The sequence below is a fragment of the Thalassospiraceae bacterium LMO-SO8 genome (genome assembly GCA_031655335.1).
GTDB lineage: Bacteria > Pseudomonadota > Alphaproteobacteria > Rhodospirillales > Casp-alpha2 > UBA1479.
In genome coordinates, this window is the sequence record CP134226.1 from 3,922,080 (window position 1) to 3,948,110 (window position 26,031).

Here is a 26,031-nt window from a genome sequence, read left to right on the forward strand (position 1 = left end):
TTGGTCTGGTCGTGGTCGTCGTTTAGGATAGATGCACGAACCCGTCTCGACAGTCTTTCCGTATTCTGTCAATTTATGTCGCGAAACGGACAAACGAGACATCCCATGGACGGCCCTCTTCGCGAACAGACCCATCAGGACAACATTGCGCGGGTCAATGCCCTGCAAGCCGTGCCGCGCCCCGTGGTCGCCGCCGCCACGGACTATCCGGCGGGTCAGGCGACGCGTTGGCATTCCCATCCGCGGGCGCAACTGGTCTACGGCATTTCCGGCGTCATGGCCGTGACCACCGAAGCCGGTGTCTGGGTCGTGCCGCCGGAACGCGCCGTCTGGGTGCCCGGCGGCATGGCGCACCGGGTCGATTTCCCGACCGAGGTCAAGATGCGCAGCCTGTGGGTCAGCCCCGAGGCCGCCCAGGGCCTGCCCCGGGCATGCAGCGTCGTCACCGTGTCGCCGCTGCTGCGCGAACTGATCCGCGCCGCCGTCGACCTGCCCGCCGAATACGACGCGGACGGCCCGGCCGGGCGGCTGATGGCGGTGATCCTCGACCAGTTGAAGGTCCTCGACCAGGCCCCCCTGCACCTGCCCTGGCCCGAGGACACGCGCCTGAGACGCATCGCCGAGGCGCTGACCGACGACCCGGCGCTGGACGCCGGGCTCGACACCCTGGCTAAATCCGCGGGCGCCAGCGCGCGCACCCTGGCGCGGCTTTTCGTCAAGAACACCGGCATGACCTTCGGCGCCTGGCGGCAGCAGGCGCGGCTCTTGAAGGCGCTGGAACTGCTGGCCGCCGGACAGTCCGTGACGGCGACGGCCCTCGATCTCGGCTACGACAGCCCATCCGCCTTCATCGCCATGTTCAAAAAGGCTCTGGGCGTGTCGCCGGGAAGATATTTTCGCTGAGATCCCGTATCCGTTCACTTGCATGAACGGTGTGCTCCGGTGTATGGACACGCTACCACAGCCGGGGTATCGCAGTCCCCCGGCGACGATAAAGGCGGCGGTCCGCCCAAGCACTGCTCGGCCCTCTGATGCAAGAGAGGTTTGAGCCATGTCCGACCCCGCCCTGCCCCTGTCCGCCAATGCCGTTTCCGCCGACGACCTGAACCGCGCCCTCGCCACGCCCGACGCGCCGGTCGTCATCGACGTGCGCCGCCGCGCCGCCTTCGACAAAGCCGACAGCATGATCGCGACCGCCGTCTGGCGCGACCATGCGGATGCCGCCGACTGGGCCGAAGACCTGCCGGAGGACTGCGCGGTCGTCGTCTATTGCGTGCACGGCCATGCCATCAGCCAAAGCGCCGCCGCAACCCTGCGGGCGCTGGGCATCGATGCCTATTACCTGGACGGCGGCATCGATCATTTCATCGAAGCCGGCGGCATCACCATCAAGCGCGGTCTCGTGCCCGACGGCCGGTCCAGCATCTGGGTCACCCGCGAGCGGCCCAAGATCGACCGCATCGCCTGCCCCTGGCTGATCCGCCGCTTCATCGATCCGGATGCGGTGTTCCACTACGTCGCCAAGGACTTCGTCAAGGACGTGGCGACGGAGACCGGCGGCGTGCCCTACGACATCCCGGACGTGGCGTTCAGCCATGTCGGCGAGAAATGCAGCTTCGACGCCTTCGTCGTCTGGTCGGGCATTCAAAATCCGGCCATGGACCGGCTGGCGGACATCGTCCGCGGCGCGGATACGGGACGGCTCGATCTGGCGCCGGAATGCGCGGGATTGCTGGCGATGTCCCTGGGACTGTCGGCGCTGTACGAGGACGACGACCTGGCGATGCTGGATGCCGGAATGGCGGTCTATGACGCGCTGTTCGCCTGGGCGCGGCACGCGGCGGCGGAAACCCACAACTGGGTGCCCAAACCGGCCTAGCCGATCAGCGGCCGCAATCCGTCCCAGGTCAGCTTGATGCCGGTGAAGAACAGCAACACGTAGCACACGCCGAAGAACACCTTATCCGACAAACGGTTCTGCCCCCACAGGCCGATGCGGATGCCGATGGGCACCAGGGGCACCAGGACCAGCGCGGTCCAGAGGACTTCCGCCGTGAACTGGCCCAGTTCCCAATAGGCCGGAAATTTCATCAGGTTTACGGCCCAGAAGAAGATGGCGAAGGTCCCGACGAAGGGTTTTTTGGCGAGGCCGCGCGGCAGCAGGTAGACCTGCACCGGCGGCGCGCCCGCATGGGCGAAGAAACTGGTGAAGCCGCCGCACATGCCCCAGAACACGCCGCGCAAGCCGGGCGGCCGGGCACCATCGGGCTTGGGGCGCAGCGGCAGCCAATGGTCGAGGGTGAAGGCAATGGCGATCAGCCCGACCATCAGCCGCGTGCCTTCCTCGGTCATGAACTGAAACCCGGCCCATCCGGCCGCCGTGCCCAGCACGGCCCCGGGCAGCAGAACCTTGAGGTCGGGGCCGCTGAAATCCTTGCGGTAGACCCAGATGTTGATGAAGTCGATGGACATCAGCACCGGCAGCATGATCGCCGCCGCCATGGGCACGGGCACGATCAGCGACATCATCGGCACGGCGATCAGCGCCAGGCCGGAGCCGAACCCGCCCTTGGAAATGCCCGCGATCAAGACCGCCGGCACGGCCAGGAGATAGAACAGGGGATCTTGGATCATGTCAGGGGATCGGTCCGTCAGAGGTGAAACGCGTGGGTGTTTTCTCGCCGCCCTTGCGACGGCGCAGGCGCACCTTGCGGAACAGGAGTTCCACGGGATAAGTGGCCGCCGAGCGCAGGCCCGCGACCGAGGTCAGGTTGCGCATGCCCTGGCGGGCGGTGGCCATGATTTCTTCCAGGACGATGTCCTCCTCGACCTCGCCAACCTCTTTAACCTGACGCAGGCGGTTGAGCGAGAGAAACCCCAAAACCGCCGCCAGAATGAAGAAGAAATCCCAATGGCGCAGGTTGATGGCCTGGAACAGGTGGCGGGTTTCCGGTTCGGTCCAGCGCAGGATCAGGGTCAGTTCGCGGTCCGTGAACCAGTCGGCGAACAGCCCGCCGATGATCGGCGCCGTGCCGGCGCAGATCGCGGTGATGAGGGACGCGACGGACAAATAACTTGCCGCCGCCCCCCGGGGGGCCAGCTTCAAACTGATGTTGCCCGAGGCCAGCGTCACCCCGGCGGTCGAGACGCCGGTCAGGATGTGGATGACGACCAGCAGCGGGACGGTCAGCACGTGTTTTTCCGGCAGGGTGGTGAAGGTCCACAGAAAAATCGACAGCACGAACAGCGGCGCGGCGACGGTCAACACGCCCTTGTTGGACACCCGGTCGGCGATCCGCCCCCAGGTCTTCAGCACGGCGATGTTGGCTGCCTGACTGACGATCAGCAACGCCGTGACCATGGTGACGCTGAGCCCCAGGCGCTTGTACAGGTAGACCGTGAAGAAGGGCGCCGCCAGATTGATGGCGAAGTTCCAGGATCCCAGGAAGATCACCAGGTTGCGGAAATTGACGTCCTTCAAGGGTTCGGCCAGACGCTCGGTCAGGGGCAGATGGCGTTCCGCCGGCGGCATGGCCGGTTCCGGAATGCGGCACATGCAATAGACGCTGGCGCAACCGGCGACGAAGGCGAGGACCAGCAGGATCGCATAGCCGTAGGCTTCCCGATGCGGCACCAGGCGGCCCCATTCGTCGACGAACAGACCGGCCAGCAGGCTGACCGCCATGCCGATGCCGGTCATCCACATCAGGCGGTTGGCGAACACCGCCCCCATGCGGTTTTCCGGCACCAGATCGCGAATCCAGGAATTGAACGAGCAGCCGACGAAGGCGCCGAGGCTGTAGCGAAGCGTGAGCCCGGTCAGCAGCAGGGCCAGGCCCGCCTCCTTCGACGGGATCAGCACCGCCGCCGCCATGACCAGCAGCATGGGCCGGCTGGCCGCGCCGAAGACAACGGCGAGCAGGCGCCGCCGACGCACCTTTTCGACCACCTGAACGGCGGGCAGCAGGGCCAATTGGCCCAGGTTGGGCAGGGCGACCAGCAAGCCGATGGCCAGGTTCGAGGCGTCGAAATAGAGCGCGTAGGCGACCAGGATCGGCCCCAGCGCCAGCGTCTCCATGCCCTGGGCCCAGATGCCGTTGTGCAGCAGCCACTTCAGGCCGGTTTCGACCTCGGCCTCGCTTAAGTCTTCGGAGGGCGCCAGGCGCTCGGAAAGGGACATGGACAGGCCGATCAGGTCCCGGCCTTGAGAGCGGCCTTCTGAGCGTCGCGGAAACCGACCACGACGTCCTTGCCGGACACGAACACGGGCCGCTTGATCAGGGTCGGATGGGCCGCCAGCAGCGCCTTGGCCTTGGCGGCGTCAAGCCCGTCCTTGTCGGCGTCGGCAAGGCCCCGCCAGGTGGTCGACGCCTTGTTGACCAGGGTTTCCCAGCCCACGGCGTCGATCCAGCGCGCCAATTCAGCCGCCGGAACGCCGTCGGCGCGGACATCCTTCACGGCATGGCCGATGCCTTCGTCGGACAGCCACTTGAGCGCCTTCTTGCAGGTGTCGCAGGTCTTCAGGCCCCAGACGGTCAGCATGGCTCGCTCCCTTTTCGTCGTTCGCCGTTTACGATACGGGCACAAGCCCCTATATGTCATCCCATCGAATTTTGCCAAGCCGCCGCCCGGCGGCATGCCGCCCGCCCCGTCCCACAGCGCAGAGGCACCCCGACATGCTGGCCCTGATTTCCCCCGCCAAGAAGCTGGACTTCGAATCCGATCCGACCCTGGACAGCCACACTCAACCCGACTTTCTGGCCAAGTCGAAGAAACTGGTTCAGGCCGCGCGCAAACTGTCGCGCCAGGACCTGCGCAACCTGATGGGCATCAGCGAAACCCTGGCCGACCAGAACTTTCAGCGGTTCAAGGATTTCAAGCCGCCCTTCGACCTCAGCAACGCCAAGCAGGCGGCCATGGTGTTCAACGGCGACACCTATGTCGGCCTGAAGGCGCGCGAGATGTCGAAAGCCGATCTGGAATATGCCCAGGATCACCTGCGCATCCTGTCCGGCCTTTACGGCCTGCTGCGGCCGCTTGACCTGATCCAACCCTACCGCCTGGAAATGGGATTGAAGTTCGCCAACCCGGGGGGCGAGAATCTGTACGCGTTCTGGAACGGCGCCCTGACCAAGGCCGTCGATCAGGCCGTGGAAGGGCATAAGGATCCGACCATCGTGAACCTGGCGTCCAACGAATATTTCAAGGCCATCGACCCCAAGGCCCTGACGGCCCCCGTGATCACGCCCGTGTTCAAGGAAGTGAACCAGGGCCAGGCCCGCGTGCTCGGCCTGTTCGCCAAGCAGGCGCGCGGCATGATGGCCCGCTACATGATCGTCAACCGCGTCGAAACCGCCGATGGTCTTAAAAAGTTCACGGACGGCGGCTATCGCTTTCAGGCGGCGCAGAGCGACGACACGACCTGGGTGTTCACCCGCAAGCAGCCGCCCAAGGTAACGAAATAGACGTGGCGTCGGCCCCGGCGGCGCGCTACCATTTTTCTTCCCCGGGCATACGGCAGACGCCCGGCATCATCAGGCGGAATTCCCGTCCAAGCTCTGCCCTGACGTAGGCCCGACCCGGCGCCAATCGGTTCCGGGCCGCCGCTAAACGATAGGGTACAGTCATGGATGCAGAGACCGCCGGCACCCCGCCGCAACCGGAAACCTCAACCCCCGGCGCCCCGCCCGCCGTCGGCTTTGCCGAAGCGGCGTGGTATTGGCTGCACCTGGGGTTCATCTCGTTCGGCGGCCCGGCCGGCCAGATCGCCATCATGCAGGCCGACTGCGTCGACAAGAAACGCTGGATCGACCAGCAGGCGTTCCTCCGCGGCCTCAACTATTCCATGCTGCTGCCCGGACCCGAGGCACAGCAACTGGCCGCCTATATCGGCTGGCGCCTGCACGGCATCCGGGGGGCGGTCACCGCCGGCACCCTGTTCTTCCTGCCGGGCGCGGTCCTGATGATGGCGCTGGCCTGGATCGCCGCCGCCCACGGCGACAACACCTGGGTCATCAAGATCTTCAACGGAATCAAGCCCGCGGTGATCGGCATCATCGTGTTTGCCGTGTGGCGCATCGGCAAAAAGACCTGTAATTCGCTGCCTGCCGTGGCGTTGGCGGCGGCGGCCTTCGCGGCCCTGCATTTCGGCCATGTGCCCTTCCCCCTGATCATCCTGGCCGCCGGTGTTCTGGGCGCGATGATTCCAGCCCTAGGAAAGGTCGGCGGCCACGGCCACGGCGGCGACGCGGGCCATGGCGACAGCCATCACATGCAACGCCCGGCAGGCAATCCCTGGACGCGGCTGGCGGGGATCACGGCCCTGTTCCTGGTGCTGTTGGCTCTGCCGGTGGCGGCCCTGGTCATGATCGCCGGTCCGGCACCCTTCCTGGCCGTGGCCAAGCTGTTCACCACGGCGGCCCTGGTCACCTTCGGCGGCGCCTATGCGGTGCTGCCCTACATCACCGACGCGGCCGTCAACACCCATGGCTGGATCGCGCCGGGCGACATGCTGAACGGCCTGGCGCTCGCCGAAACCACGCCGGGGCCGCTGGTCCTGGTCAATACCTACGTCGGCTTCTTCGCCGGTTGGAACGGGGCCGGGGCGGCGCATCTGTCGCAGGTCGCCGCCGGGCTGCTGGCGGCGGCGCTGACGACCTATGTCACCTACCTGCCGTCGTTCTATTTCATCATCGCGGGCGCGCCCTACGTGGATGCCCTGCAATCCAACGAACACGCCCGGCGGGCCCTGTCCGGAATCACCACCGCCGTGGTCGGCGTGATCTTCAATCTGGCGGTCTTTTTGGGAGAATCGGTTCTGGTCACAAAGGCGGGCGGCGTCGATTGGACGGCCGCTGCCGTGGCCACGGGGGCCTTGGCGCTGCTGCTGTCGGGCCGGGTGCCGATTCCGGCCCTGGTCGGGATCGGCGCCGTGCTTGGCGCCAGCGGACTCGTCTAGACGACAACCGGCGGCAACAGGGCCGTTGCCCGCATGGCGATCCGGCGCTATCAAATGCGCATCCCCGGATCGAGGGCACCATCAGGAGAAGACATCCCATGCCGCAACCCGCACCCGCGCGTATCGGTGACGCCGCCGAGGACATTGACACGCCGGCCCTCTTGATCGAGCTCGACGCGTTCGAACGCAATCTGCGGAAAATGGCCGACTTCGCCAAGGAATCCGGCGTCCGTCTGCGCCCCCATTCCAAGACCCACAAGTCGGCCCATATCGCGCGCCTGCAAATGGAACTGGGCGCGGTCGGCGTGTGCTGCCAGAAGGTGTCGGAGGCCGAGGCCCTGGTCCAGTCCGGCATTAACGACGTGCTGATTTCCAACCAGGTGGTCGGGCGGCACAAACTGAACCGCCTGTCGGCCCTGGCCCGCCACGCCAAGATCGCGGTCTGCGCCGACGACGCGGACAACGTGGCCGACCTCAACGCCGCCGCCGGCCAGGTCGGCGTGATCATGGACGTGCTGGTGGAAATCGACGTCGGCGCCGGGCGCTGCGGCGTGACGCCGGGCGAAGCGGCGGTGGCCCTGGCCAAGGAGATCGACCGCTCGCGCAACCTGCGCTTTGCAGGCCTCCAGGCCTACCAGGGATCGGCCCAGCACATCCGTGATTTCGCCGAACGCAAGATGGCCATCAACGCGGCCCAGGTATTGACCAAGAAGACGGTCGAGCAGCTTGCCGAAGCGGGACTGGAGTGCGACACGGTCGGCGGCGCCGGCACCGGCACCTATGAATTTCACACGAAGTCAAAGGTGTGGAACGAACTGCAATGCGGATCCTATGTATTCATGGACGCCGATTACGGCCAGAACCGCATGTCCGACGGAAAGCCGTTCCGGGCGTTCGAGAATTCCCTGTTCGTGCTGGCCACCGTGATGTCGAAAACCAGCGACGATTTCTGCGTCGTCGATGCCGGGCACAAGGCGCTCGGCAACGACCAGGGCTTTCCCCTGGTCTCCGAGCTGGAGGAAGTCACCTACTCCAAGCCCTCGGACGAGCACGGCCGCCTCGATCTGAGCGAAACCCGCCAAGCCCTCAAGCTGGGCGACAAGGTGCGCCTGATCCCCGGCCACTGCGATCCGACCGTGAACCTGTACGACTGGTACGTGGGCGTGCGCAACGGCCGGGTCGAGGCTCTGTGGCAGGTCACGGCACGCGGGGCCCTGACCTGACGGGACCGGAGGCATAAATCTTGGACCGTCCGCCTCGCTTGCGCCTAAAATATCCACTGGACACGGAGGAGGACACGGCGCCGCAGGTGGCTGTGTTGAGACATCACGACTTCGGCTAAATCAAAGGAAAGTCCGTCATGAATAAAATCGTCTACATCCTGGGCGCGATCATCGCCATCATCGTCGCCGCCGGCATCTACCTGTTCGTGTTCGCCGGTGACTTGGTTAAGTCCGCCGTGGAAACCATCGGCAGCGACGCCACCCAGGCCAAGGTGACACTGAATTCCGTGGACCTGGACATGTTCCAGGGCACCGGCGCGATGAAAGGGCTGACCGTCGGCAATCCCACGGGCTTCAAGACGTCGAGCGCGTTCGAGTTGGGGGCGATCTCCATGCAGATCGACAAGGACTCCATCGGCAAGAACCCGATCGTCATCAAGTCGATCGCCATCACGGGCCCGATCGTGACCTATGAAAAAGCCGGCGGCTCTTCCAACATCGACGCCATCAAGGCGAACGTCGATGCCTATGCCAAGAAATTCGCGGGCGCCGGCGGCGACGCCAAGAAGGAAGCGTCCGGCGGCGAGGAACAGAAACTGGTGATCGAGAAACTGACCATCACCGGCGGCAAGGTGAACCTGAACGCGGGCATCCTGGGCGGGAAAACGCTTGAGGCCGCCCTGCCCGACATCACCCTGACCGACATCGGCAAGGATTCCGGCGGCTCCAGCCCCGCCGCGGTGACCAAGGCCGTGATCGACAAACTGACCGCCGGCATCATGTCCATCAACCCGGAAAAATTGATCGGCAACGCCGCCAAGATGATGGAGGGTGCGGTCAAGGGAGCGACCGACGCCGTCAAGGGCGTGACCGAAGGCGCAGGCGGGGTCACCGAAGGGGCCGGCAAGGCCATGGAAGGCGCGGGCGAGAAGCTCAAGGGCCTGTTCGGAAAATAGGCTTTCATCCCAAGCCATCAATGCGAAAGGCGGGACCGCGGGGTCCCGCCTTTTTCGCGTCCGAGAGCACTCTGAAAACGGTTTTATCGATCACCAGGAATGGAATAATTCATTTCTATATTTATTGCGAATAATTCGCAATTGCACTACATTCCTTTCAACAAGACCGACCGGATTACGGCTCGGCACGCCACCCGAAAGGAGCCAACCATGTCACGCAAACTGATCAAAACGGGCACCTATTCCGCCATGCACTTGGTGGTCGCCGTGACGGTGGCCTATGTCCTGACCCGTGACTGGCACGTCGCCTTGGGCGTGGGGATCATCGAACCGATGGTGCAGACCGCCGCCTACACAATCCACGAAGCCCTGTGGGGAAAGGTGAAGGACGTCCCCCGGAACGACCGAACCACGCCCGGCGGCGCGACGGCGGCGGCAGCCTAAGGCGGACGGCAGCCTAAGGCGGACGGCAGCCCCTCCATTATCCTGTGTTTCGGGCGCAATATCGCGCTAGACTTAAACGCGATGGGTAAGAGGAGATTCACCAAGATCGCTTCCGCATGCATCAGCATGGTGGCTTGCCTGTTCCTGGTCCAATCGACACACTCGTTTCTCAAAGACCCGGCGTTCGCCCAGGCGGCCAACGAGTCCTCCCCTGCCTTCCATAACTACAGCATGCACCGGCACCTGCTGCACCTTCTACGTATCGCGGACAGCCTTACCCGCCGGGACTACGGGGAAGTGGCGAGCCTTGCCGGCAAAAAGCTGGGATTGCAGTCAAGCGCGGGCAAGCGGGACCCATCCTCAGGTTTCGTGGAACCCGACCAGGGCATCTGGGAACTGGGTTGGCGATTCCGCCAACAGGCGTCGCGCTTGTCCGAACTCGCAAAGACAGCGGCGGAAGACCCGACGCAGGTCGATCCGGGCGCGGTTGATCTCGAATTCGTAAAACTGGCCAAGGCCTGCCACGCCTGTCACGCCGTCCTTCAGCGGCCTTGATGCACGGCGGTCCGCTGCCCTGCGGATCAGGCCACCGCCCGACCGACCCGCCGGCCCGGCCGGGCACCGGTCCAGGCCAAATCATGCCAGACGAGCGCCCCGTTCACATAGACCCGCTCAATCCCGCCCGCAGGCGTTTCCGGAGCCTCGAAGGTGGCGCGGTCGATCACCGTCTTGGGGTTGAACAACACCAAATCGGCGAAAGCCCCCTTGCGGATCACGCCACGGTCCTTGAGCCCGAACACGCTGGCGGGCTTGCCCGACATGCGGTGGACGGCTTCCTCCAGGCTGAACACGCCTTCGTCCCGGCAGTAATGGCCGAGCACCCGGGGGAACGTCCCCCACAGACGGGGATGCGGGCGGCCTTCGTCGATGGGCAGGCCGTCCGACGCGATCATCGCCCCCGGAAAGGCCATGATGCGGCGCACCTCGGCCTCGTCCATGCGGAAGTAGACGGCCCCCGCCGGGGACAGGCGGCGGATCGCCTCGTCCACGCCGCATCCCCATTCGTCGACAATGCTGTCGAATTCGCGGCCGACCATCTCTGGATGGGTGGCGGACGAGGTCAGCACCGTCTTTTCCGACGTCGACAGGAAATCCTTCAGCAGGATCGTCGAGGTCGCCGTGTAGGGGTAGACGTCGAAATCCAGCGCCATGTCCTTCTGCGCCGCCTTGATGTGGGCCAGACTGTCGTGGCTTTTGCCCCAGTTTTCCCGGCCCACGCATTTGTGGTGAGAAATCACCGTGGCCGCGCCCGAGCGCCGGGCAATGTCGATGGTCTCGTCCACGGACTCGACCAGGTCGGGGCCTTCGTTGCGCATATGGGTCGTGTAGAGGGCGCCGAAATCCTTCAGACAGGCCGCCAGTTCGACGATTTCGTCCGTCGGCGCGTGGATCGCCGTGGGATAGGCCAGCCCGGTGGAGAGGCCGACGGCCCCGTCCCGCAAGCTCTGTTCCAGGACCCGCGCCATGGCGTCGATTTCGGCCTTGGTCGCCGGGCGATCGAAGGTATCCAGCATCACCCCGGCGCGCAGGGTCGTATGGCCGACCAAGCTCGCCACGTTGATGGCGGCGGGACTGTCGGCCAAGGCGGCGTTGTAGTCGGCCAGGGTGGGAAAGCGGTAATCGGCCCAGCCCCCCAGCAGCGCCATGGGCCCCGGCGGATCGGCCTCGCCCGCCCGGCAGGCCGCCGTGAAGGGCGCCAGCGACACGCCGCAGTTGCCGGTGACCACCGTGGTCACGCCCTGGCTGGTCTTGGGCGCCACGCTGGGTTGGGTCAGGACCAGGCGGTCGTCGTGGGTATGCACGTCGATGAACCCGGGAGCCAGCGCCAGCCCCGTGCCGTCGACGGTTTCCTTGGCCATGGCCCCTTCCGCCGCCAAATCGCCGACCGCCGCGACGCGGTCGCCCGTGACAGCCACGTCGGCGCGCTGCCGGGGGCCGCCGGTTCCGTCGATGACGTCGGCGCCGGTAATCAAAAGGTCGTAGGCGGGCATGGCGGGTGGTCTCCTGCTGCGTGGTGGTCGGGGTCATTTTACATGGCTGGGCGCGGCGCGCCATACGCCCGCCCACCTTGACGTAACGGCACCGTTGTCAGCGCCCCAAACCTTGCCTACAACCGGGGTGTTGAGGAGACATCCAATGGCGGATTACCGGGCACCCCTGGACGATATGCGCTTCGCGCTGAACGAGATCGCGGGCTTGGCCGCCGTGAACCGGCTGCCGGGATTCGCCGACGCGACGCCGGATCTTATCGACGCGATCCTGGAAGAGGCCGGCAAATTCGGAACCGATATCCTCGCCCCCCTGAACCATTCCGGCGACCAGGAGGGCTGCGTCCTGGAAAACGGCGTGGTGCGCACACCCAAGGGCTTTCCCGACGCCTACCAGCAGTTCGTCGAAGCCGGCTGGAACGGCATCTGGGCGCCGGAGGATTGGGGTGGGCAAGGCCTGCCCGTGCTGGTCGCGACGGCGGTGTCGGAAATCTGGCACGCCGCCAATCTGTCCTTCGCCCTCTGCCCCATGCTGACGCAAAGCGCCATCGAACTGCTGCTGTCCCATGGCTCCGACGAGATCAATGCCGTCTACCTGGAAAAGCTGGTCACCGGGCAATGGGCCGGCACCATGAACCTGACCGAACCGCAGGCCGGATCGGACCTGGCGCGCATCCGCTGCAAGGCGGAGCGCGCCGGCGACGGCCATTACCTTCTGCGTGGCCAGAAGATCTTCATCAGCCACGGCGAACACGACATGGCCGAGAACATCGTGCACATGGTGCTGGCGCGGTCCCCCGACGGACCCGAAGGCATCAAGGGGCTGTCGCTGTTCGTGGTGCCCAAGTTCCTGCCCGACGCGGACGGCAATCCGGGGATGCGCAACGACCTGCGCTGCGTGTCGCTGGAACACAAGATGGGCATGCACGCGAGCCCCACCGCCGTGATGTCCTACGGCGACGACGGCGGCGCCAAGGCCTTCCTGATCGGCGAGGAAAACCGCGGCATCGAGTACATGTTCATCATGATGAACGCGGCCCGCCTCGCCGTCGGCATGGAGGGCGTGGGCATCGCCGAACGGGCCTATCAGCAGGCCCGCGATTTCGCCCGGGAACGGGTCCAGAGCCGCGCGCTGACGGGCGGCGGGGCCGAGCCCGTGACGATCATTCACCATCCGGACGTACGCCGCATGCTGCTGGCCATGCGGACGCAGACCGAGGCCATCCGCGCCATTGCTTACAAGGTCGCGGGCGCCATCGATATCGCCCGGCATCACACGAATACGGCGGAACGCGCCCGCGCCCAGGCCTTCATCGACCTGATGACGCCCGTGGCCAAGGCCTTTTCCACCGACATCGCGTCCGAGGTCGCCGACCTGGGCATCCAGGTTCACGGCGGCATGGGTTATATCGAGGAGACGGGGGCCGCGCAGCATGCGCGGGACATCCGTGTGGCCCGCATCTACGAAGGCACCAACGGCATCCAGGCCAACGATCTGGTCGGCCGCAAGGTCGCCCGCGACGAGGGAATTGCCGTCGGCGAGCTGATCAAGGCCATGCGCGAGACCGTCGCCGATCTCGCCGCCCATGACGGCGGCCTGGAGGACCTTTCGGAACCCTTGACCACAGCCGTCCGCGCCCTGGAAACGGCGACGGACTGGATCGTCGAAACCTGGCCCCAGGACCCCGCCTCCGCGGCGGCCGGCGCCGTGCATTATCTGCGCCTGATGGGCATCGCCACGGGCGGCTGGTTGCTGGCCCAGGGGGCGTTGCGCGCCGCCAAACGCAAGGCGCGCGGCGACGCCGATCCCATTCTCGATCACAAGCTGGTGTCCGCCCGTTTCTTCGCCGAACAGTACCTGCCACAGGCGGCGGCTCTGCGCACGACGATCCTGGCCGGCGGCGGCACGGTCGCGGCGGTTTCGCCGGACGCTTTCTAGTTCCTGCGCTCTGCCCCGTAACGGCCCGGAGAATCAGGGTTTGTGCCTTGATTTATTAACCTTTTTCCTACAGTTTGAGGTCCTCATTCCCTGGGGATTCGAATGAACTCGCTGACGCGATACATATTGCACCAACTTGTGGTTGGCATGATCCTGGTGACGACGGGTCTGACCTGCATCATCTGGCTCACCCAGTCCCTGCGATTTGTCGAGATGATTGTCAACCGGGGGTTGAGTGCGGGAACATTCTTCTATCTTTCCGGGCTCTTGCTGCCCAACTTCCTGATTGTCATCCTGCCGATCGCGCTGTTCACCGTGGTCGTGTTCATCTATGCCAAGCTGATTACGGACCGCGAACTTGTGGTCATGCGGGCGGCAGGTCTCAGCCAGTTCGCCCTCGCCAAGCCGGCGCTGATCCTGGCCGCCGTCATTGTCGTTCTGTCCTACACCCTACACCTGAAGCTGGTTCCGGATTCCTATCGGGCATTCCGCGATTTGCAATGGGACATCCGCAACAGCGTCTCCCATGTCCTGTTGAAGGAAGGCGAATTCAACAACGTCGGCCGGACCACGACGGTTTATGTGCGCGCCCGCACGCCCGATGGGCAACTGCACGGCATCCTGGTTCACGACACCCGCGACAAGACCAAACCGTTCACCCTGATGGCCGACCGCGGCGCCATGATCGACACCCCGACGGGTCCCCGCGTTGTCATGTTCAAGGGCAACCGGCAGGAAGTCGACAAGGCCACCAACAAGCTATCGATCCTGTATTTCGATCGATGGGTCTACAATCTGGCGGTTGGCGGGCCCCAGGGCGCGCGATGGCGCGAACCCCGGGAACGCACGCTTGATGAACTTTTCGACACCCCAAACCAGACCCATCTGATCGGCCAGAAGAACGTCGGAAAATTCATCGTCGAGGCCCATCGGCGGCTGATTGCCCCCATGCTCTGTCTGACTTTCGCGGTGATTGGCCTGAGCTGCCTCCTGACCGGCAATTTCGGCCGCCGAACCCAGACCACCCGTGTCCTCGCCGCCGTCGGCGGCATGGTCGTTCTACAGGCCGTCATCCTGGGCGTGGAGAACATGGTCGCCAAGAACCTGGAACTGATGCCGCTGCTTTATGCCGTCGTTCTGGTTCCCATCCCATTGGCCTGGCTGGTCATGGTCCGCCCACCGTCGGCGGCGCCGGCCGTGGCCAAGACGGCCTGAGGAGGGGGAGAACGGCATGCGGTTGTCTGCGATCCTTTCCGTCTATATCGGGCGCCATTTTCTGATCAGCTTTCTTGGCATCTTCTGCCTGTTCCTGATGTTGATCCTGTTATTCGATTCCGTCGAATTGCTGCGGCGCACGGCCCAGCACGATGCCGTGACCTTCGCGATGGTCATGGAGATGTCCCTTCTCAAGCTTCCTTTCATGGGACAGAAAACCTTCCCCTTCGCCATTCTGTTCGGCGGCATGGCGGCCTTTTGGCGGTTGACGCGGACCAACGAACTGGTGGTGACCCGGGCGACGGGAATTTCCGCCTGGCAGTTCATGCTGCCGGTTCTGTTTCTTGCCTTCCTGCTGGGCCTTCTGCAAATCACGGTCATCAATCCCTTGTCGTCGTCCATGCTGGCCCGCTACGAACGGCTGGAGGCGACCCGCATCGAAGGGCACACCAGTTTCCTGTCGATTTCCAATTCGGGTCTGTGGCTGCGCCAGGCCGATGACAAAGGTCAAAGCGTCGTTCACGCGGAACGCGTCCTGCAACAGAAAAGCGAGGTCGAACTGCGCGACGTCCTGGTCTTCCTATATGAAGGCAAGGACACGTTCCGTCAGCGGATCGACGCGCAATCCGCCCGCCTGGAGGACGGCTTCTGGCACCTCAAGGAAGCCTGGCTGTTCGAACCCGAGGCCCCCGCCCGGTTCGAGAAGGATTACTGGTTGCCGACGGACCTTACCGTCAACCGCATCCAGGACAATTTCGCGCCGCCGGAAACCATGTCCTTCTGGGACCTGCCACACTTCATCAACACGTTGGAGACCGCCGGGTTTTCGGCCGTCCGCCATCGCCTGTACTGGCACACGCTTTTGTCGGCGCCGCTTCTGATGTGCGCCATGGTGCTGATCGCCGCGACCTTTACCCTGCGCCAGACCCGGCGCGGCGGCACGACATACATCGTTTCGGGCGGCGTGCTGACCGGGTTTGTCCTCTATTTCTTTTCCGACATCGTTTTCGCCCTTGGCCTGTCGGACAGCATTCCCGTGCTGCTCGCGGCGTGGACCCCGTCAGGCGTCGCGACCATGCTGGGCGCCGCGATGCTGTTGCATCTGGAAGACGGCTGAACGCCATGCAGAACCGTCGGCAAAGAATTTTCAGCCTGTTGACCGCGCCGCTTCTGGCGACCGTTCTGGCGGCGCCGGCGCAGGCCGGCCTGACCGGCGCGACCGCCGAACGGCCGCTCGGCATTCTGTTTCAGACATCTCCGCGGCCTTCCGCGGCCTCTGCCGATGCCCCTCTTACGCGCCCGGGCATCCCCACCCCCATCGCCGAGCCCGTCCGGCCAACGCTGCCCCGCGCGACCCAGGGCCCGCGCGGCGAACTGCCTGCATCGACCGAGGGACAACCGGAAGTCCCGGTCAACCTGCTGGCCGATGAAATGAGCTTCGATCAGGAAAATGGCTTGGTGTCGGCCTACGGCAACGTGGAAATCACCCACGGCGACCGCACGATGCTGGCCGACAAGGTGACCTACAATCAAAATACCGACATCGTGCAGGCGGCCGGAAACATCACCATTCTGGAACCGTCCGGCGAAACCCTGTTCGCCGACCAGATCACCATCACCGGCGACCTGAAGGACGGCCTTGTCCGCAACATCGGCCTCATTCTCACCGACCGCTCCCGTCTCGCGGCGGAGGGCGCCAAGCGCTCCGGCGCCGTCGTCACCGAATTACGCAAAGGGGTCTATACGCCCTGCGCGCAATGCGCCGAAGACCCCGACGCGCCGCCGCTCTGGCAGATCAAGGCCGTCCGCGTCATTCACGACAAGCGCAGCAAGACGATCGAATACCGGGATGCCTGGCTCGAAATTTACGGTTACCCGGTCCTCTATACGCCCTATTTCATCCACCCCGATCCCAGCATCCGGCGCAAGGCGGGGTTCCTGGCCCCCGGGTTTGGCGGATCGTCCGACCTCGGGTTCGTGACACGGCTGCCCTATTTTTATCCCTTCGACGAATCGTCCGACGTCACCGCGACACCGGCATTTTCCGAATCCGAGGGGCTCCAACTGACGCTCGATTACCGCAAGCGGTTCATGAACGGCAAGCTCGACACCGAGGTCAGCGGCATCAACGATTCCGAAGGCGATTTCCGCGGCCACGTGTTCTCAGAAGGCATTTGGGACATAAACAAAACTTGGCGCGCCGGTTTCGACATCAACCGGGCCACCGATGACACCTACCTGCGCCGGTTCGGCTTCGACAGCCAGCCCGTGCTGGAAAGCCGGATCTTCGCCGAAGGGTTCCGCGGCCGCAACTATCTTGCGGTGAATGCCTATTCCTTCCAAGACCAGCGCGCCGAGGCGGATTCCATCGACAGCCCCCTGGTCCTGCCCTTGGTCGAATTCAGCCACGTCGGTGAGCCCGACCGCTTCGGCGGCAACTTCAACGTCGATGCCAGCCTGCTCGCCGTGTCGCGCGACGAAAGCGGCAACGACACCCGGCGCCTATCGATCCGCCCTTCGTGGAACCGGCGGTTTTCCGATTCCATCGGCAACCTGTTCAACTTCTCCACCGGAATATGGGCCGACGCCTATCACGTCAACAACGTGAGCCGCGCGAACGACACCGATTTCACGGGCATGACCGGCCGCATCTATCCTTATGCATCCCTCGACTGGCGGTTCCCGCTGATCAGCCAGTTGGGCAAGGCCAGCCAGACGCTTGAGCCCATCATCAACGTCATCACCAGCCCAAATGGCGGAAACCCGGCGGAAATCCCGAACGAGGACAGCCAGGAATTCGAATTCGACGACACCAACCTGTTCGACGTGAACCGCTTCGGCGGCATCGACCGGGTCGAAGGCGGCACCCGCGTCAATTACGGCCTGAAATGGGGGCTATACGGGCCGACGGGCCTCGGTCTTTCCCTCCTCGTGGGCCAGACGTACCGATTCCATACCGACGACACGTTCTCCGAAGGCAGCGGCCTGGAAGACGACCTGTCGGACATCGTCGCCACCGCCCGCATAAATCCTTCGAGCTATCTTGATCTCGCCTACCGCACGCAGATCGCCAAGGACGGATTTTCCGCCCGGCGCCATCAGGTGCAAGCCAGCGCCGGTGTCCCGTTGCTACGCGGGTCTGTCGGCTATATCTTCTTTGAAGAGCCGGCGGACAGTGAGTTCACGGGCCGTGAGGAACTGTCGTTCTCCGCATCCTCGCAAGTGTCGCGGGACTGGCGCATCAACTTCAGCGCCGTCCGTGACTTGGCCGCCAATGAAATGCGCTCAATCGTCAGCGACTTGGTGTTCGAAAACGAGTGCCTGATCGTCACGACCCGCCTGTCGCGGACATTCTACGAGGACAGAGATCTGCAACCAACAGACGCCTTTACCATCAACCTGCTGTTAAAGACCCTTGGACAGATCACCTTCTAAAATGCGATTACCGCAGATCATGATTGCTTCCGCCGGACTCCGCGCCGCCTCATTCCTCCTGGTCGCCCGATTTGCCGCCCTCCTGGTATTGGCGGTTACCGTCGGCTTGTCGGCGCCGGCCCAGGCACAACGCATGGGCATTGTCGCCACGGTGAACAACGTGCCGATCTCGGAATACGATCTTCACGCACGCCTGAAGCTCGTCATCGCCATATCCGGTCTGCCTGCCACCCGCGAAACGGCGCAACAATTGGCACCCAAAATCGTCGATACCTTGATCGACGAGGAACTGAAACGCCAGGAAGCAAAGAACCTCGGCATCGAGATCACCGACAAGGCCGTCGAAACCGCCGTCCAAAGGTTCGAGAAAGCCCGCGGCATGCCCGCGAACGGCATGCTCAACCTTTTGGAAAGCCTGGGCCTTTCGAAGGACGTTCTGTACCAGCAGATCCGCGCCGACCTGGCGTGGAACGATGCTCTCCGGTTGCGGTTCCGCGCTTTGACCCAGATCGCCGACGAGGAGGTGGACGAAGAAATCGCCCGCCTTGAAGCCGAAAAGGGTAAGCCCGTGGCCCTGTTGTCGGAAATCTTCCTGCCCGTGGACGAACAGCCCAAGAACGAAGAGGTGCGGGCCGTCGCCGAAAGAATTCTGGGTGAACTGAAGGGCGGCACGCCGTTCCAGGCAATGGCCACGACCTTTTCGCAGAGCCCGACCGCCGCCGTCGGCGGCGACCTGGGCTGGATCTCCCTGAATTCGCTGGCGCCGGAAGTCTCGCGCGCCCTTTCTTCCGTTAAGACCGGGGATTTTTCTCCGCCCATCCGCACCGCCGCCGGTTGGGTAATCTATTGGCTGCGGGATCAGCGCGTATCCCAGGGCGCCGCCGGTCCCACTGTCGATCCCAACATCGTGCTGCAACAACTGATGATCCCGGTCTCGGACACCGGCCCGGCCAGCGAGTTGGAAGGAAAGCGCGACCTTACGAAACGTTTGCGCCTGCGCGCCGACAATTGCGCCACCATGGCCGCGATGCCGAAAACGGTCGCCGGCGGACTGACCTCTGACACTCTGCGTCTCCGCACCAGCCAATTGTCGCCCCTGGTGCGGGACGCCATCAAGGACCTTCCCGACGGCAAGCCCAGCGAGGTCATCAAAGTCCCCGGGGCGTTCATGTTGTTCATGGTCTGCGAACGCATCTCGGAAAACGCCCAGGCGCAATTGCGGGCTCAGGTCCGCAATCGCTTGGTCAACGACCGGCTGGACCTGGCCGCGCGGCAGTTCCTGCGCGACCTTCGGCGAAACGCCTTCATCGAACGGCGATAGACGTGGCCACGACCGCGGCGACCGCTCCTCGACCGCTCGCCCTGACCATGGGCGAACCCGCCGGGGTCGGCGGGGAACTGACCTTGCGTGCCTGGGCCTCGGCGCGCGGTCGCACCGGCCCGTTCTTCACGATCGACGACCCGGATCGCCTGCGGACCCTTGCCGATCTTCTGGGGATCATGATTCCGGTTGAGGAAATCTCTGACCCGGGCGAGGCCGTGGCCCTGTTCGACCGCGCCCTGCCCGTCCTGGCGGAACGCCTGCCGGCCCCCGTCACCCCCGGCACGCCCGATCCTGCCAATGCGGGCGCCGTGGTCCGCGCCATCGAGCGCGCCGTGCATCTGTCGCTCGACGGTGCCGCCGCGGGCCTTGTCACCAATCCGATCCAGAAATCCGTGCTCTACGCCGCCGGGTTCAAGCATCCGGGACATACGGAATATATCGCCGAACTTTGCGGCGGGGACGAGCCGGTGATGATGCTTGCCTGCGACGCGCTACGCGCGGTGCCGGTGACCGTTCACATCAGCCTGCGCGACGCGGTCGCGGGCCTTACCACCCAGGCCATCGTCGCCAAGGGCCGCATCACGGCGGCGGCGCTCAAACACGACTTTGGCATCGACAACCCACGATTGGCCATCGCCGGCCTGAACCCCCACGGCGGCGAGGACGGGGCGCTGGGCACCGAGGACCGCGACATCGTGGCCCCGGCCGTGGCATTGCTCCGTGCCGAGGGCATTGACGCAACCGGCCCGGCCCCGCCGGACACTCTGTTCAGCCCCCGTGCGCGGCAACGTTATGACGCCGCCATTTGCATGTATCACGACCAGGCGCTGATCCCGGTCAAGGCGCTGGATTTCGACGGCGGCGTCAATGTGACCCTGGGCCTGCCCATCGTGCGCACCTCGCCCGACCACGGCACGGCGCTGGATATCGCGGGCACCGGCCAAGCCAGCGAACAAAGTCTGGTCGCCGCCATGATGACCGCTCGGCTGATCGCCGCCAACCGGGCGCGGGGCGGCTGACCTCGCCATGGGCACCCCGCCGAACGCGCCACCGAACCTGCCGCCGCTGCGCGACGTCATCCGCGATTTCGGCTTAGGCGCGCGCAAATCCCTAGGCCAGCATTTCCTGTTGGACAGCAACCTGACCGGGCGCATCGCCCGCGCGGCGGACCCGCTCTGCGGCGTCAACGTGATCGAGATCGGCCCCGGGCCCGGCGGCCTGACCCGGGCCCTGTTGGCAAGCGACGCCGACGCCGTCTGGGCCGTCGAGAAGGACCGCCGCTGCGTCGCCGCCCTACAGGTCCTACAGGACGCCTATCCGGGCCGCCTGCGTATCCTGGAGGCCGATGCCCTGGAAACGGACCTGACCGCCCTCACCCCCGCCCCACGCGCCATCGTCGCCAACCTGCCCTACAACATCTCGACGGTGTTGCTGCTGCAATGGCTGCGCCAGGCCGACCAGTTCACCCGCATGGTTCTGATGTTCCAGAAAGAGGTCGCCGATCGCCTGACCGCCGCGCCGGGCAGCAAGGCTTACGGGCGACTGTCGGTCGTCACCCAATGGCGGGCCCAGGTGCGCCCGCTGTTCAACGTCTCCAAGGAAGCCTTCACGCCGCCGCCCAAGGTCGCCTCGACCGTGGTTGAAGTGATCCCGCGCGCGGCTCCCCTGGCGCCGGCGGTGATGACGGATTTGGAACAGGTGACCCAGGCGGCCTTCGGCCAGCGGCGCAAGATGCTGCGTTCCAGCCTGAAAGGCCTGGGGCTTGATCCGGCGCAGGTGGGGATCAACCCCGAAGCCCGGGCGGAAGACCTCACGGTGGCGGAATTTTGCGCCCTGGCGCGGCTGCTGGCGGAACGCAACGCCTAGCCCGCGACGCCCATTCCCTGCACGAAATCGAGCAGCCCCGTCCGACGGTCCTTCCTCAGACGCTCGGCCTTGAGGATCGCCTTCACGTTCTCGACGCTGGTATCCAGATCGTCGTTGATGACGATGTAGTCGTATTCCTCGTAATGGCTCATTTCCGACTTGGCGCGCGCCATGCGCCCGGCGACGACCTCGTCGGAATCCTGGCCGCGCCCCTTCAGGCGGCTTTCCAGTTCCGCGATGGACGGCGGCAGGATAAACACGCTGACCAGATGCTCGCGGGCGCTTTCCCTGAGCTTGCGCGTGCCCTGCCAGTCAACGTCGAACAGCACGTCCTGGCCCCGATCCAGGGCATCCCACACGGGTTTCTTCGGCGTGCCGTAGGAATTGTCGAACACCGTCGCGTGTTCCAGAAACTCGTTGTTCGCAACCATCCGGGCAAAGGTTTCCTGGTCGTAGAAATAGTAGTCCTTGCCGTCGATCTCGCCGGGGCGCGGCGGACGCGTGGTCGCCGACACGGACATGACGATGCCCGTTTCCTCGGCCAGAAGCCGGCGCGAAATGCTGGTCTTGCCCGCCCCCGACGGCGACGACAGCACCAGCATCATGCCGCGGCGTGAAATCTCCACCATCCGTCCCGTCCCGCCTTGCCTATTCGATATTCTGGACCTGCTCGCGGAGCTGGTCGATCACGGTTTTCAGGTCGAGCCCCAGGGTCGTCAGATCGGTATCCGGCGATTTGGAGCACAGCGTATTGGCCTCGCGGTTGAATTCCTGACACAGAAAATCCAGGCGTCGGCCGACGGGGCCTTCGGTTTTGGCCAGCAGGTCCCGCGCCGCCTGGGTATGGGCGGCGAGACGGTCCAACTCCTCGCGGATGTCGGCCTTGGTCATCAGCATGGCCGCCTCCTGGGCCAGGCGTTCCTCGGGCATCGCCGCGTTGTCGGCGACCAAGCGCTGGATCTGGTCGTTGAGGCGCTGGCGGATGGCGTCGGGCTGGGCGCCCGCGACCTGGCCCGCGCGGGCCGTCAGGTCGGCGACCTGATCGATCTGCGCCGAAAGCACCGTAAGCAAGCGTGCCCCTTCCTCGTCGCGCATGGCGGCCAGACCTTTCAGCGCCTTGCCCAGGTCGGCCATCATGGCCTTGGCGATGATCTCGAAATCGTCCTCGGCCATCATCTCGTCGATGGGCTCGATCACGCCCCGCAGGCCCAGGATGCCGTCGAGCGACGGCGGGCGCGCGTCCGGCACCTCGTCCTTCAGGCGCGCCATGCGGGCCGTGACCTGGGCCAGGAAATCGTCGTTGATGCGGTAAGCGCCGCCGCCCGTCTCGCGCCGGGTCGACAGGTTCACGGACACGCTGCCGCGTTTGAATTTTTCGTTTACCTTGGCCCGGACCAGGGGATCCAGGGCTTCGAACCCCGGCGGCGGGCGGAACCGCAGATCCAGGCCCTTGGCGTTGACGCTGCGCACTTCCCAGACCCAGACAAGGTCGTCCAGGCTGCCTTCGGCGCGGGCGAACCCGGTCATTGAGCTGATGGCCAAAGTGCTTTCCTTTTCGGTCGTATTGCCAAGGGTAATGCGAAACTTATACCGAGCGCATTCGCCGCCAACAAGCGGCGCAGGCTTCCCATGCCCCCCAACAGCCCCCTATAACCGATGCATGAGCCTCAGCCATCCTAAATCCGTTCTCATCACCGGCGCCTCCAGCGGCATCGGCCGCGCCCTTGCCTTGGCCTATGCCGGGCACGGCACGACGATATACCTGTCCGGGCGCGATGAGGGGCGGCTTGATGCCGTGGCCGAAGAATGCCGCCAGCGGGGGGCGACTGCGGAAGGCCGGGTCATCGACGTGACCGACGCGGACGCCATGGCTGCCTGGATCGCCGAGGCCGACGCCAAGACGCCCCTGGACCTCGTCATCGCCAACGCGGGCATCACCAATTCAACCTCGGGCCTGCCGGAAGGGCCCGAACGCACGCGGCGCATCCTGGCGGTCAACGTGGACGGCGTGGTCAACACGGCGCTGCCGGCCCTGGCCGCCATGGACGCGCGGAATGCGGGGCAGATCGCCCTGATCGCCTCCATCGCCGGATTCCGGGGCCTGCCGACGTCGTCGGCCTATTCCGCGTCCAAGGCCATGGTCAAGACCTGGGGCGAAGGGTTGCGTGGCGAGCGCCTGAAAACCGGCGTGCGGGTCAACGTGGTCTGCCCCGGCTGGGTCGAAAGCCGCATCACCGACGCCAACACATTCGACATGCCGTTCCTGATGCCGGCGGACAAGGCAGCGGCCATCATTCGACGCGGTCTTGCCAGGGACGATGCCCGCATCGTCTTTCCCTGGCAGATGCATCTGGCGGTCTGGCTACTCGCCGCCCTGCCGCCTGCCTGGACTGACCCGATCCTGAACCGCAAGCTTTCCGGGCGGGAGTGGTAGCGCGCACGGCCGCTTGACCGCCGCCCTTCCGTGCCGTTCCCTGCAATCAGACACCACATCCTGTTCTGGGAGAGACATCCATGGATTTACAGATTTCGGGCAAACGGGCCCTGGTCACCGGCGGCAGCAAGGGCATCGGCAAGGCCGTCGCCGAGGTTCTGGCGGCCGAGGGCTGCGACCTGATCCTGGTCGCCCGCGACGCCCGGGCCCTTGAGGACACGGCCCAGGCGATCCGCGCCAAGAACCAAGTGAACGTCCAGGTGATCGCCGCCGACCTGTCGAGTGACGCCGCGGTCAAATCCGTCACCGCGCAGGTGGGCGAGATCGACATCCTGGTCAACAACGCGGGCGCCATTCCGCCGGGCACCCTGGCCGAGGTCGATGACGCGACCTGGCGCAAAGCATGGGATTTGAAGGTCTACGGCTTCATTTCCATGTGCCGGGAAATCTATCCCGCCATGGCGGCGCGGAAATTGGGCGTTATCGTCAACATCATCGGCCATGCGGGTGAAAGCCATCCGCCCGGCTACATCGCGGGGGCGGCAGGTAACGCAGCCCTGATGGGCTTTACCAAGGCCTTGGCCCATGGCGCCCATGCCGACGGCATCCGCGTGATCGGCATCAATCCGGGGGCAATCCTGACGGAGCGCGCCATCATGCTGGCCCGCACCAAGGCCGAGGCGCAGTTCGGCGACGCCGAGCGCTGGCGCGACCTGCACAAGTCCCTGCCGTTCGGCCGCGCGGGCCTGCCGGAAGAGGTCGCCCATACGGTCGCCTTCTTCGCCAGCCCGCTGTCGAGCTATACCTCGGGCACGATCCTGACCATTGACGGGGGCAAGGAATAGGGTCAGCCACGAAAGCAGATATCCGAGCAGGCGACCGAATTATCACCGACTGTGCAATTTAGGACAGCGCGGCGGAAGAATTTGATCTTTTATAGCGAATTATTGATTCCCCTAATGCCTTGAATCCTTCCCCGAAACTCGCCGGGCACAGAAAGGCTCGGCAGTTTTTTTTACGTTATATGCGCAGTGATGATCGCGGCCCAATTGGGTACCTCCGAATCTTTCCGCCCTCCCAATTGAACACGCGCCCGAACCGGATGCGCCTCGTCCTCTCGATTGCAGATTCGCGACGCGAAACTAAGACGCACCCACGGCATTCGCCGCCGGTGCGACCACGATAGTGGCCCTTAAGGAGACCGAGTTATGAAAACCATTTCGTTGATGTCACTCACTGCGGCGGTGGTGTTGAGTTTGTCCGCATGTGGGTCGAGCACGTCCGACCGCGCCATTTCCGGCGCTGGAATTGGTGCCGGCGTTGGGGCCGTCGGCGGGTTGCTGGTCGGTGCACCGGTCCAGGGTGCCGCGATCGGCGCCGCGATCGGCGCGGGCACGGGTGCCCTCACCAAAGAAGACAAGATCAACCTCGGTAAACCGGCCTGGAAATAAGCACGGCGCGTCCGGGTTTCGGACGCCACTTCCAAATCCGCCCCCACCTACGGGCGGATGTGACGGACACCAACAACCAGCCGCAAGGAAATATCATGATGTTTAGTTACAAGCGTATTTTGAAGTTTCTGGGTGCGGCGGTCGTGATCCTGTCCGTCATGGCTTGCGATCCGATGTCAGGGCGCGAAACGGCGGGGGAATACATCGATGACGCGACGATCACCAGCAAGGTGATTGCCGCAATCATCGATGACCCGGTGCTGAAGAAGGCCCATGTGAACGTGGAAACCTTGAAGAAGGTTGTCCAATTGAGCGGCTGGGTGGACTCGGACCAGAGCCGGGAACGAGCGGGTGCGGTCGCCCGCGGCGTAACGGGTGTTAGCTCGGTGCGTAACAACCTCATCGTTCAGTAGATGCCGTCGGGGAGATAGAAATGAACATGACGAAAGCGGTCGGCCTAGCCGCCCTCGCCATCGGCTTGGTCTTGCTCGGCTTCGGTTTCAACGCCAAAGATGCACCGCTTGACCAACTTCATAATTCACTGACCGGGCGCTATACGGACGAAACGATGTGGTACATCGTCGGCGGGTTCCTCGCACTTGTCTTCGGCGGCATTGCTCTGTTTCTGCGGAAATAGAACGAACGCGGATGGGCGATGGCGTTGGATGGATAATCATGTCAACAGAGACCTGTTAACCAGGCGCCAGTTGCTCAAATTGGCCCCGACCGTTCTGGCGT

Annotated in this window: 26 protein-coding genes; 20 read left to right on the top strand and 6 right to left on the bottom strand. The window is 64.6% G+C overall.

The features are described from left to right. Positions 1 to 105 precede the first annotated feature (105 nt). Both RJ527_18925 and RJ527_18930 read left to right on the top strand, forming a co-directional pair. On the top strand, positions 106 to 903 hold the full coding sequence (locus tag RJ527_18925) for a helix-turn-helix transcriptional regulator (GenBank protein WND76080.1): 798 nt from the start codon (positions 106 to 108) through the stop codon (positions 901 to 903). Positions 904 to 1,051: 148 nt separating this feature from the next. Next, a complete protein-coding gene (locus RJ527_18930; GenBank protein ID WND76081.1) occupies positions 1,052 to 1,879 on the top strand; it encodes a chromate resistance protein in 828 nt (275 codons plus the stop codon). On the opposite strand, the gene RJ527_18935 is transcribed toward RJ527_18930, so the two are convergent. From RJ527_18935 to RJ527_18945, 3 genes are read right to left on the bottom strand one after another with little or no spacing between them, the layout of a single operon-like run. Continuing rightward, the gene (locus tag RJ527_18935; GenBank protein ID WND76082.1) at positions 1,876 to 2,634 is read right to left on the bottom strand and encodes a sulfite exporter TauE/SafE family protein; all 759 of its coding nucleotides are present in this window, start codon (positions 2,632 to 2,634) and stop codon (positions 1,876 to 1,878) included. The two genes, RJ527_18930 and RJ527_18935, sit on opposite strands and share 4 nt — an antisense overlap. 1 nt (position 2,635) lies before the next feature. Then, the gene (locus RJ527_18940) at positions 2,636 to 4,180 is read right to left on the bottom strand and encodes an MFS transporter (protein WND76083.1); all 1,545 of its coding nucleotides are present in this window, start codon (positions 4,178 to 4,180) and stop codon (positions 2,636 to 2,638) included. An 11-nt stretch (positions 4,181 to 4,191) separates the two neighbouring features. Then, entirely contained in the window at positions 4,192 to 4,542 is a 351-nt protein-coding gene (locus RJ527_18945; protein WND76084.1) for a Spx/MgsR family RNA polymerase-binding regulatory protein, read from the bottom strand. A gap of 134 nt (positions 4,543 to 4,676) precedes the next feature. Between RJ527_18945 and yaaA the strand changes: the two genes are divergently transcribed. The 6 genes from yaaA to RJ527_18975 all read left to right on the top strand — a co-directional run bounded on the left by yaaA (position 4,677) and on the right by RJ527_18975 (position 10,136). Further along, positions 4,677 to 5,465: a peroxide stress protein YaaA gene (yaaA, locus tag RJ527_18950; GenBank protein WND76085.1), complete on the top strand. Its 789-nt coding sequence runs from the start codon at positions 4,677 to 4,679 to the stop codon at positions 5,463 to 5,465. Between the two features lie 161 nt (positions 5,466 to 5,626). Beyond that, positions 5,627 to 6,958 carry a chromate efflux transporter gene (chrA, locus tag RJ527_18955; protein ID WND76086.1) on the top strand — a complete coding sequence of 444 codons (1,332 nt, stop codon included), beginning with the start codon at positions 5,627 to 5,629 and terminating at the stop codon, positions 6,956 to 6,958. Positions 6,959 to 7,056: 98 nt separating this feature from the next. Beyond that, positions 7,057 to 8,181 carry a DSD1 family PLP-dependent enzyme gene (locus tag RJ527_18960; protein WND76087.1) on the top strand — a complete coding sequence of 375 codons (1,125 nt, stop codon included), beginning with the start codon at positions 7,057 to 7,059 and terminating at the stop codon, positions 8,179 to 8,181. 137 nt (positions 8,182 to 8,318) lie between these two features. Further along, on the top strand, positions 8,319 to 9,137 hold the full coding sequence (locus RJ527_18965; GenBank protein WND76088.1) for a hypothetical protein: 819 nt from the start codon (positions 8,319 to 8,321) through the stop codon (positions 9,135 to 9,137). 210 nt (positions 9,138 to 9,347) lie between these two features. After that, positions 9,348 to 9,581, top strand: a complete 234-nt coding sequence (locus tag RJ527_18970) for a DUF2061 domain-containing protein (protein ID WND76089.1) — start codon at positions 9,348 to 9,350, stop codon at positions 9,579 to 9,581. Between the two features lie 126 nt (positions 9,582 to 9,707). After that, positions 9,708 to 10,136: a hypothetical protein gene (locus RJ527_18975; protein WND76090.1), complete on the top strand. Its 429-nt coding sequence runs from the start codon at positions 9,708 to 9,710 to the stop codon at positions 10,134 to 10,136. Between the two features lie 26 nt (positions 10,137 to 10,162). Here RJ527_18975 and RJ527_18980 read toward each other — a convergent pair whose 3' ends face one another. Continuing rightward, positions 10,163 to 11,632, bottom strand: a complete 1,470-nt coding sequence (locus RJ527_18980; protein WND76091.1) for a D-aminoacylase — start codon at positions 11,630 to 11,632, stop codon at positions 10,163 to 10,165. Positions 11,633 to 11,777: 145 nt separating this feature from the next. Between RJ527_18980 and RJ527_18985 the strand changes: the two genes are divergently transcribed. The 7 genes from RJ527_18985 to rsmA all read left to right on the top strand — a co-directional run bounded on the left by RJ527_18985 (position 11,778) and on the right by rsmA (position 21,408). Beyond that, a complete protein-coding gene (locus RJ527_18985; protein WND76092.1) occupies positions 11,778 to 13,568 on the top strand; it encodes an acyl-CoA dehydrogenase in 1,791 nt (596 codons plus the stop codon). 147 nt (positions 13,569 to 13,715) lie between these two features. Then, complete coding sequence (locus RJ527_18990; GenBank protein ID WND76093.1) at positions 13,716 to 14,783, top strand: LptF/LptG family permease; 1,068 nt, start codon at positions 13,716 to 13,718, stop codon at positions 14,781 to 14,783. Between the two features lie 16 nt (positions 14,784 to 14,799). Beyond that, complete coding sequence (lptG, locus tag RJ527_18995; protein ID WND76094.1) at positions 14,800 to 15,900, top strand: LPS export ABC transporter permease LptG; 1,101 nt, start codon at positions 14,800 to 14,802, stop codon at positions 15,898 to 15,900. A 38-nt stretch (positions 15,901 to 15,938) separates the two neighbouring features. Next, positions 15,939 to 18,218, top strand: a complete 2,280-nt coding sequence (lptD, locus tag RJ527_19000) for an LPS assembly protein LptD (GenBank protein WND76095.1) — start codon at positions 15,939 to 15,941, stop codon at positions 18,216 to 18,218. Between the two features lie 19 nt (positions 18,219 to 18,237). After that, a complete protein-coding gene (locus RJ527_19005; protein ID WND76096.1) occupies positions 18,238 to 19,539 on the top strand; it encodes a peptidylprolyl isomerase in 1,302 nt (433 codons plus the stop codon). Between the two features lie 47 nt (positions 19,540 to 19,586). Further along, on the top strand, positions 19,587 to 20,561 hold the full coding sequence (pdxA, locus tag RJ527_19010) for a 4-hydroxythreonine-4-phosphate dehydrogenase PdxA (protein ID WND78089.1): 975 nt from the start codon (positions 19,587 to 19,589) through the stop codon (positions 20,559 to 20,561). A gap of 7 nt (positions 20,562 to 20,568) precedes the next feature. After that, complete coding sequence (gene rsmA / locus RJ527_19015; protein WND76097.1) at positions 20,569 to 21,408, top strand: 16S rRNA (adenine(1518)-N(6)/adenine(1519)-N(6))-dimethyltransferase RsmA; 840 nt, start codon at positions 20,569 to 20,571, stop codon at positions 21,406 to 21,408. On the opposite strand, the gene gmk is transcribed toward rsmA, so the two are convergent. Together gmk and RJ527_19025 are read right to left on the bottom strand one after the other, a co-directional pair. Continuing rightward, complete coding sequence (gene gmk / locus RJ527_19020) at positions 21,405 to 22,037, bottom strand: guanylate kinase (protein ID WND76098.1); 633 nt, start codon at positions 22,035 to 22,037, stop codon at positions 21,405 to 21,407. The two genes, rsmA and gmk, sit on opposite strands and share 4 nt — an antisense overlap. 19 nt (positions 22,038 to 22,056) lie before the next feature. Continuing rightward, on the bottom strand, positions 22,057 to 22,950 hold the full coding sequence (locus RJ527_19025; GenBank protein ID WND76099.1) for a YicC/YloC family endoribonuclease: 894 nt from the start codon (positions 22,948 to 22,950) through the stop codon (positions 22,057 to 22,059). A gap of 118 nt (positions 22,951 to 23,068) precedes the next feature. On the opposite strand from RJ527_19025, the gene RJ527_19030 reads away from it, so the two are divergent. The 5 genes from RJ527_19030 (at position 23,069) to RJ527_19050 (ending at position 25,930) form a co-directional block, all read left to right on the top strand. Next, positions 23,069 to 23,842, top strand: a complete 774-nt coding sequence (locus tag RJ527_19030) for an SDR family NAD(P)-dependent oxidoreductase (GenBank protein WND76100.1) — start codon at positions 23,069 to 23,071, stop codon at positions 23,840 to 23,842. A gap of 80 nt (positions 23,843 to 23,922) precedes the next feature. Further along, on the top strand, positions 23,923 to 24,687 hold the full coding sequence (locus tag RJ527_19035; GenBank protein WND76101.1) for a short-chain dehydrogenase/reductase: 765 nt from the start codon (positions 23,923 to 23,925) through the stop codon (positions 24,685 to 24,687). Positions 24,688 to 25,050: 363 nt separating this feature from the next. Beyond that, positions 25,051 to 25,293, top strand: coding sequence for a YMGG-like glycine zipper-containing protein (locus RJ527_19040; protein ID WND76102.1), 243 nt, complete (start codon positions 25,051 to 25,053; stop codon positions 25,291 to 25,293). Positions 25,294 to 25,388: 95 nt separating this feature from the next. Further along, a complete protein-coding gene (locus RJ527_19045) occupies positions 25,389 to 25,706 on the top strand; it encodes a BON domain-containing protein (GenBank protein WND76103.1) in 318 nt (105 codons plus the stop codon). Between the two features lie 20 nt (positions 25,707 to 25,726). Further along, the gene (locus RJ527_19050) at positions 25,727 to 25,930 is read left to right on the top strand and encodes a DUF3185 family protein (protein ID WND76104.1); all 204 of its coding nucleotides are present in this window, start codon (positions 25,727 to 25,729) and stop codon (positions 25,928 to 25,930) included. Positions 25,931 to 26,031 lie beyond the last annotated feature (101 nt).

What these genes read in the sequence shown, in the direction of transcription:
- RJ527_18925 (WND76080.1), top strand. Translation starts at nt 106, where the DNA reads ATGGACGGCCCTCTTCGCGAACAGACCCATCAGGACAACATTGCGCGG.
- RJ527_18930 (WND76081.1), top strand. Translation starts at nt 1,052, where the DNA reads ATGTCCGACCCCGCCCTGCCCCTGTCCGCCAATGCCGTTTCCGCCGAC.
- RJ527_18935 (WND76082.1), bottom strand. Translation starts at nt 2,634, where the DNA reads ATGATCCAAGATCCCCTGTTCTATCTCCTGGCCGTGCCGGCGGTCTTG.
- RJ527_18940 (WND76083.1), bottom strand. Translation starts at nt 4,180, where the DNA reads ATGTCCCTTTCCGAGCGCCTGGCGCCCTCCGAAGACTTAAGCGAGGCC.
- RJ527_18945 (WND76084.1), bottom strand. Translation starts at nt 4,542, where the DNA reads ATGCTGACCGTCTGGGGCCTGAAGACCTGCGACACCTGCAAGAAGGCG.
- yaaA (WND76085.1), top strand. Translation starts at nt 4,677, where the DNA reads ATGCTGGCCCTGATTTCCCCCGCCAAGAAGCTGGACTTCGAATCCGAT.
- chrA (WND76086.1), top strand. Translation starts at nt 5,627, where the DNA reads ATGGATGCAGAGACCGCCGGCACCCCGCCGCAACCGGAAACCTCAACC.
- RJ527_18960 (WND76087.1), top strand. Translation starts at nt 7,057, where the DNA reads ATGCCGCAACCCGCACCCGCGCGTATCGGTGACGCCGCCGAGGACATT.
- RJ527_18965 (WND76088.1), top strand. Translation starts at nt 8,319, where the DNA reads ATGAATAAAATCGTCTACATCCTGGGCGCGATCATCGCCATCATCGTC.
- RJ527_18970 (WND76089.1), top strand. Translation starts at nt 9,348, where the DNA reads ATGTCACGCAAACTGATCAAAACGGGCACCTATTCCGCCATGCACTTG.
- RJ527_18975 (WND76090.1), top strand. Translation starts at nt 9,708, where the DNA reads ATGGTGGCTTGCCTGTTCCTGGTCCAATCGACACACTCGTTTCTCAAA.
- RJ527_18980 (WND76091.1), bottom strand. Translation starts at nt 11,632, where the DNA reads ATGCCCGCCTACGACCTTTTGATTACCGGCGCCGACGTCATCGACGGA.
- RJ527_18985 (WND76092.1), top strand. Translation starts at nt 11,778, where the DNA reads ATGGCGGATTACCGGGCACCCCTGGACGATATGCGCTTCGCGCTGAAC.
- RJ527_18990 (WND76093.1), top strand. Translation starts at nt 13,716, where the DNA reads ATGATCCTGGTGACGACGGGTCTGACCTGCATCATCTGGCTCACCCAG.
- lptG (WND76094.1), top strand. Translation starts at nt 14,800, where the DNA reads ATGCGGTTGTCTGCGATCCTTTCCGTCTATATCGGGCGCCATTTTCTG.
- RJ527_19005 (WND76096.1), top strand. Translation starts at nt 18,238, where the DNA reads ATGATTGCTTCCGCCGGACTCCGCGCCGCCTCATTCCTCCTGGTCGCC.
- pdxA (WND78089.1), top strand. Translation starts at nt 19,587, where the DNA reads ATGGGCGAACCCGCCGGGGTCGGCGGGGAACTGACCTTGCGTGCCTGG.
- rsmA (WND76097.1), top strand. Translation starts at nt 20,569, where the DNA reads ATGGGCACCCCGCCGAACGCGCCACCGAACCTGCCGCCGCTGCGCGAC.
- gmk (WND76098.1), bottom strand. Translation starts at nt 22,037, where the DNA reads ATGGTGGAGATTTCACGCCGCGGCATGATGCTGGTGCTGTCGTCGCCG.
- RJ527_19030 (WND76100.1), top strand. Translation starts at nt 23,069, where the DNA reads ATGAGCCTCAGCCATCCTAAATCCGTTCTCATCACCGGCGCCTCCAGC.
- RJ527_19035 (WND76101.1), top strand. Translation starts at nt 23,923, where the DNA reads ATGGATTTACAGATTTCGGGCAAACGGGCCCTGGTCACCGGCGGCAGC.
- RJ527_19040 (WND76102.1), top strand. Translation starts at nt 25,051, where the DNA reads ATGAAAACCATTTCGTTGATGTCACTCACTGCGGCGGTGGTGTTGAGT.
- RJ527_19045 (WND76103.1), top strand. Translation starts at nt 25,389, where the DNA reads ATGATGTTTAGTTACAAGCGTATTTTGAAGTTTCTGGGTGCGGCGGTC.
- RJ527_19050 (WND76104.1), top strand. Translation starts at nt 25,727, where the DNA reads ATGAACATGACGAAAGCGGTCGGCCTAGCCGCCCTCGCCATCGGCTTG.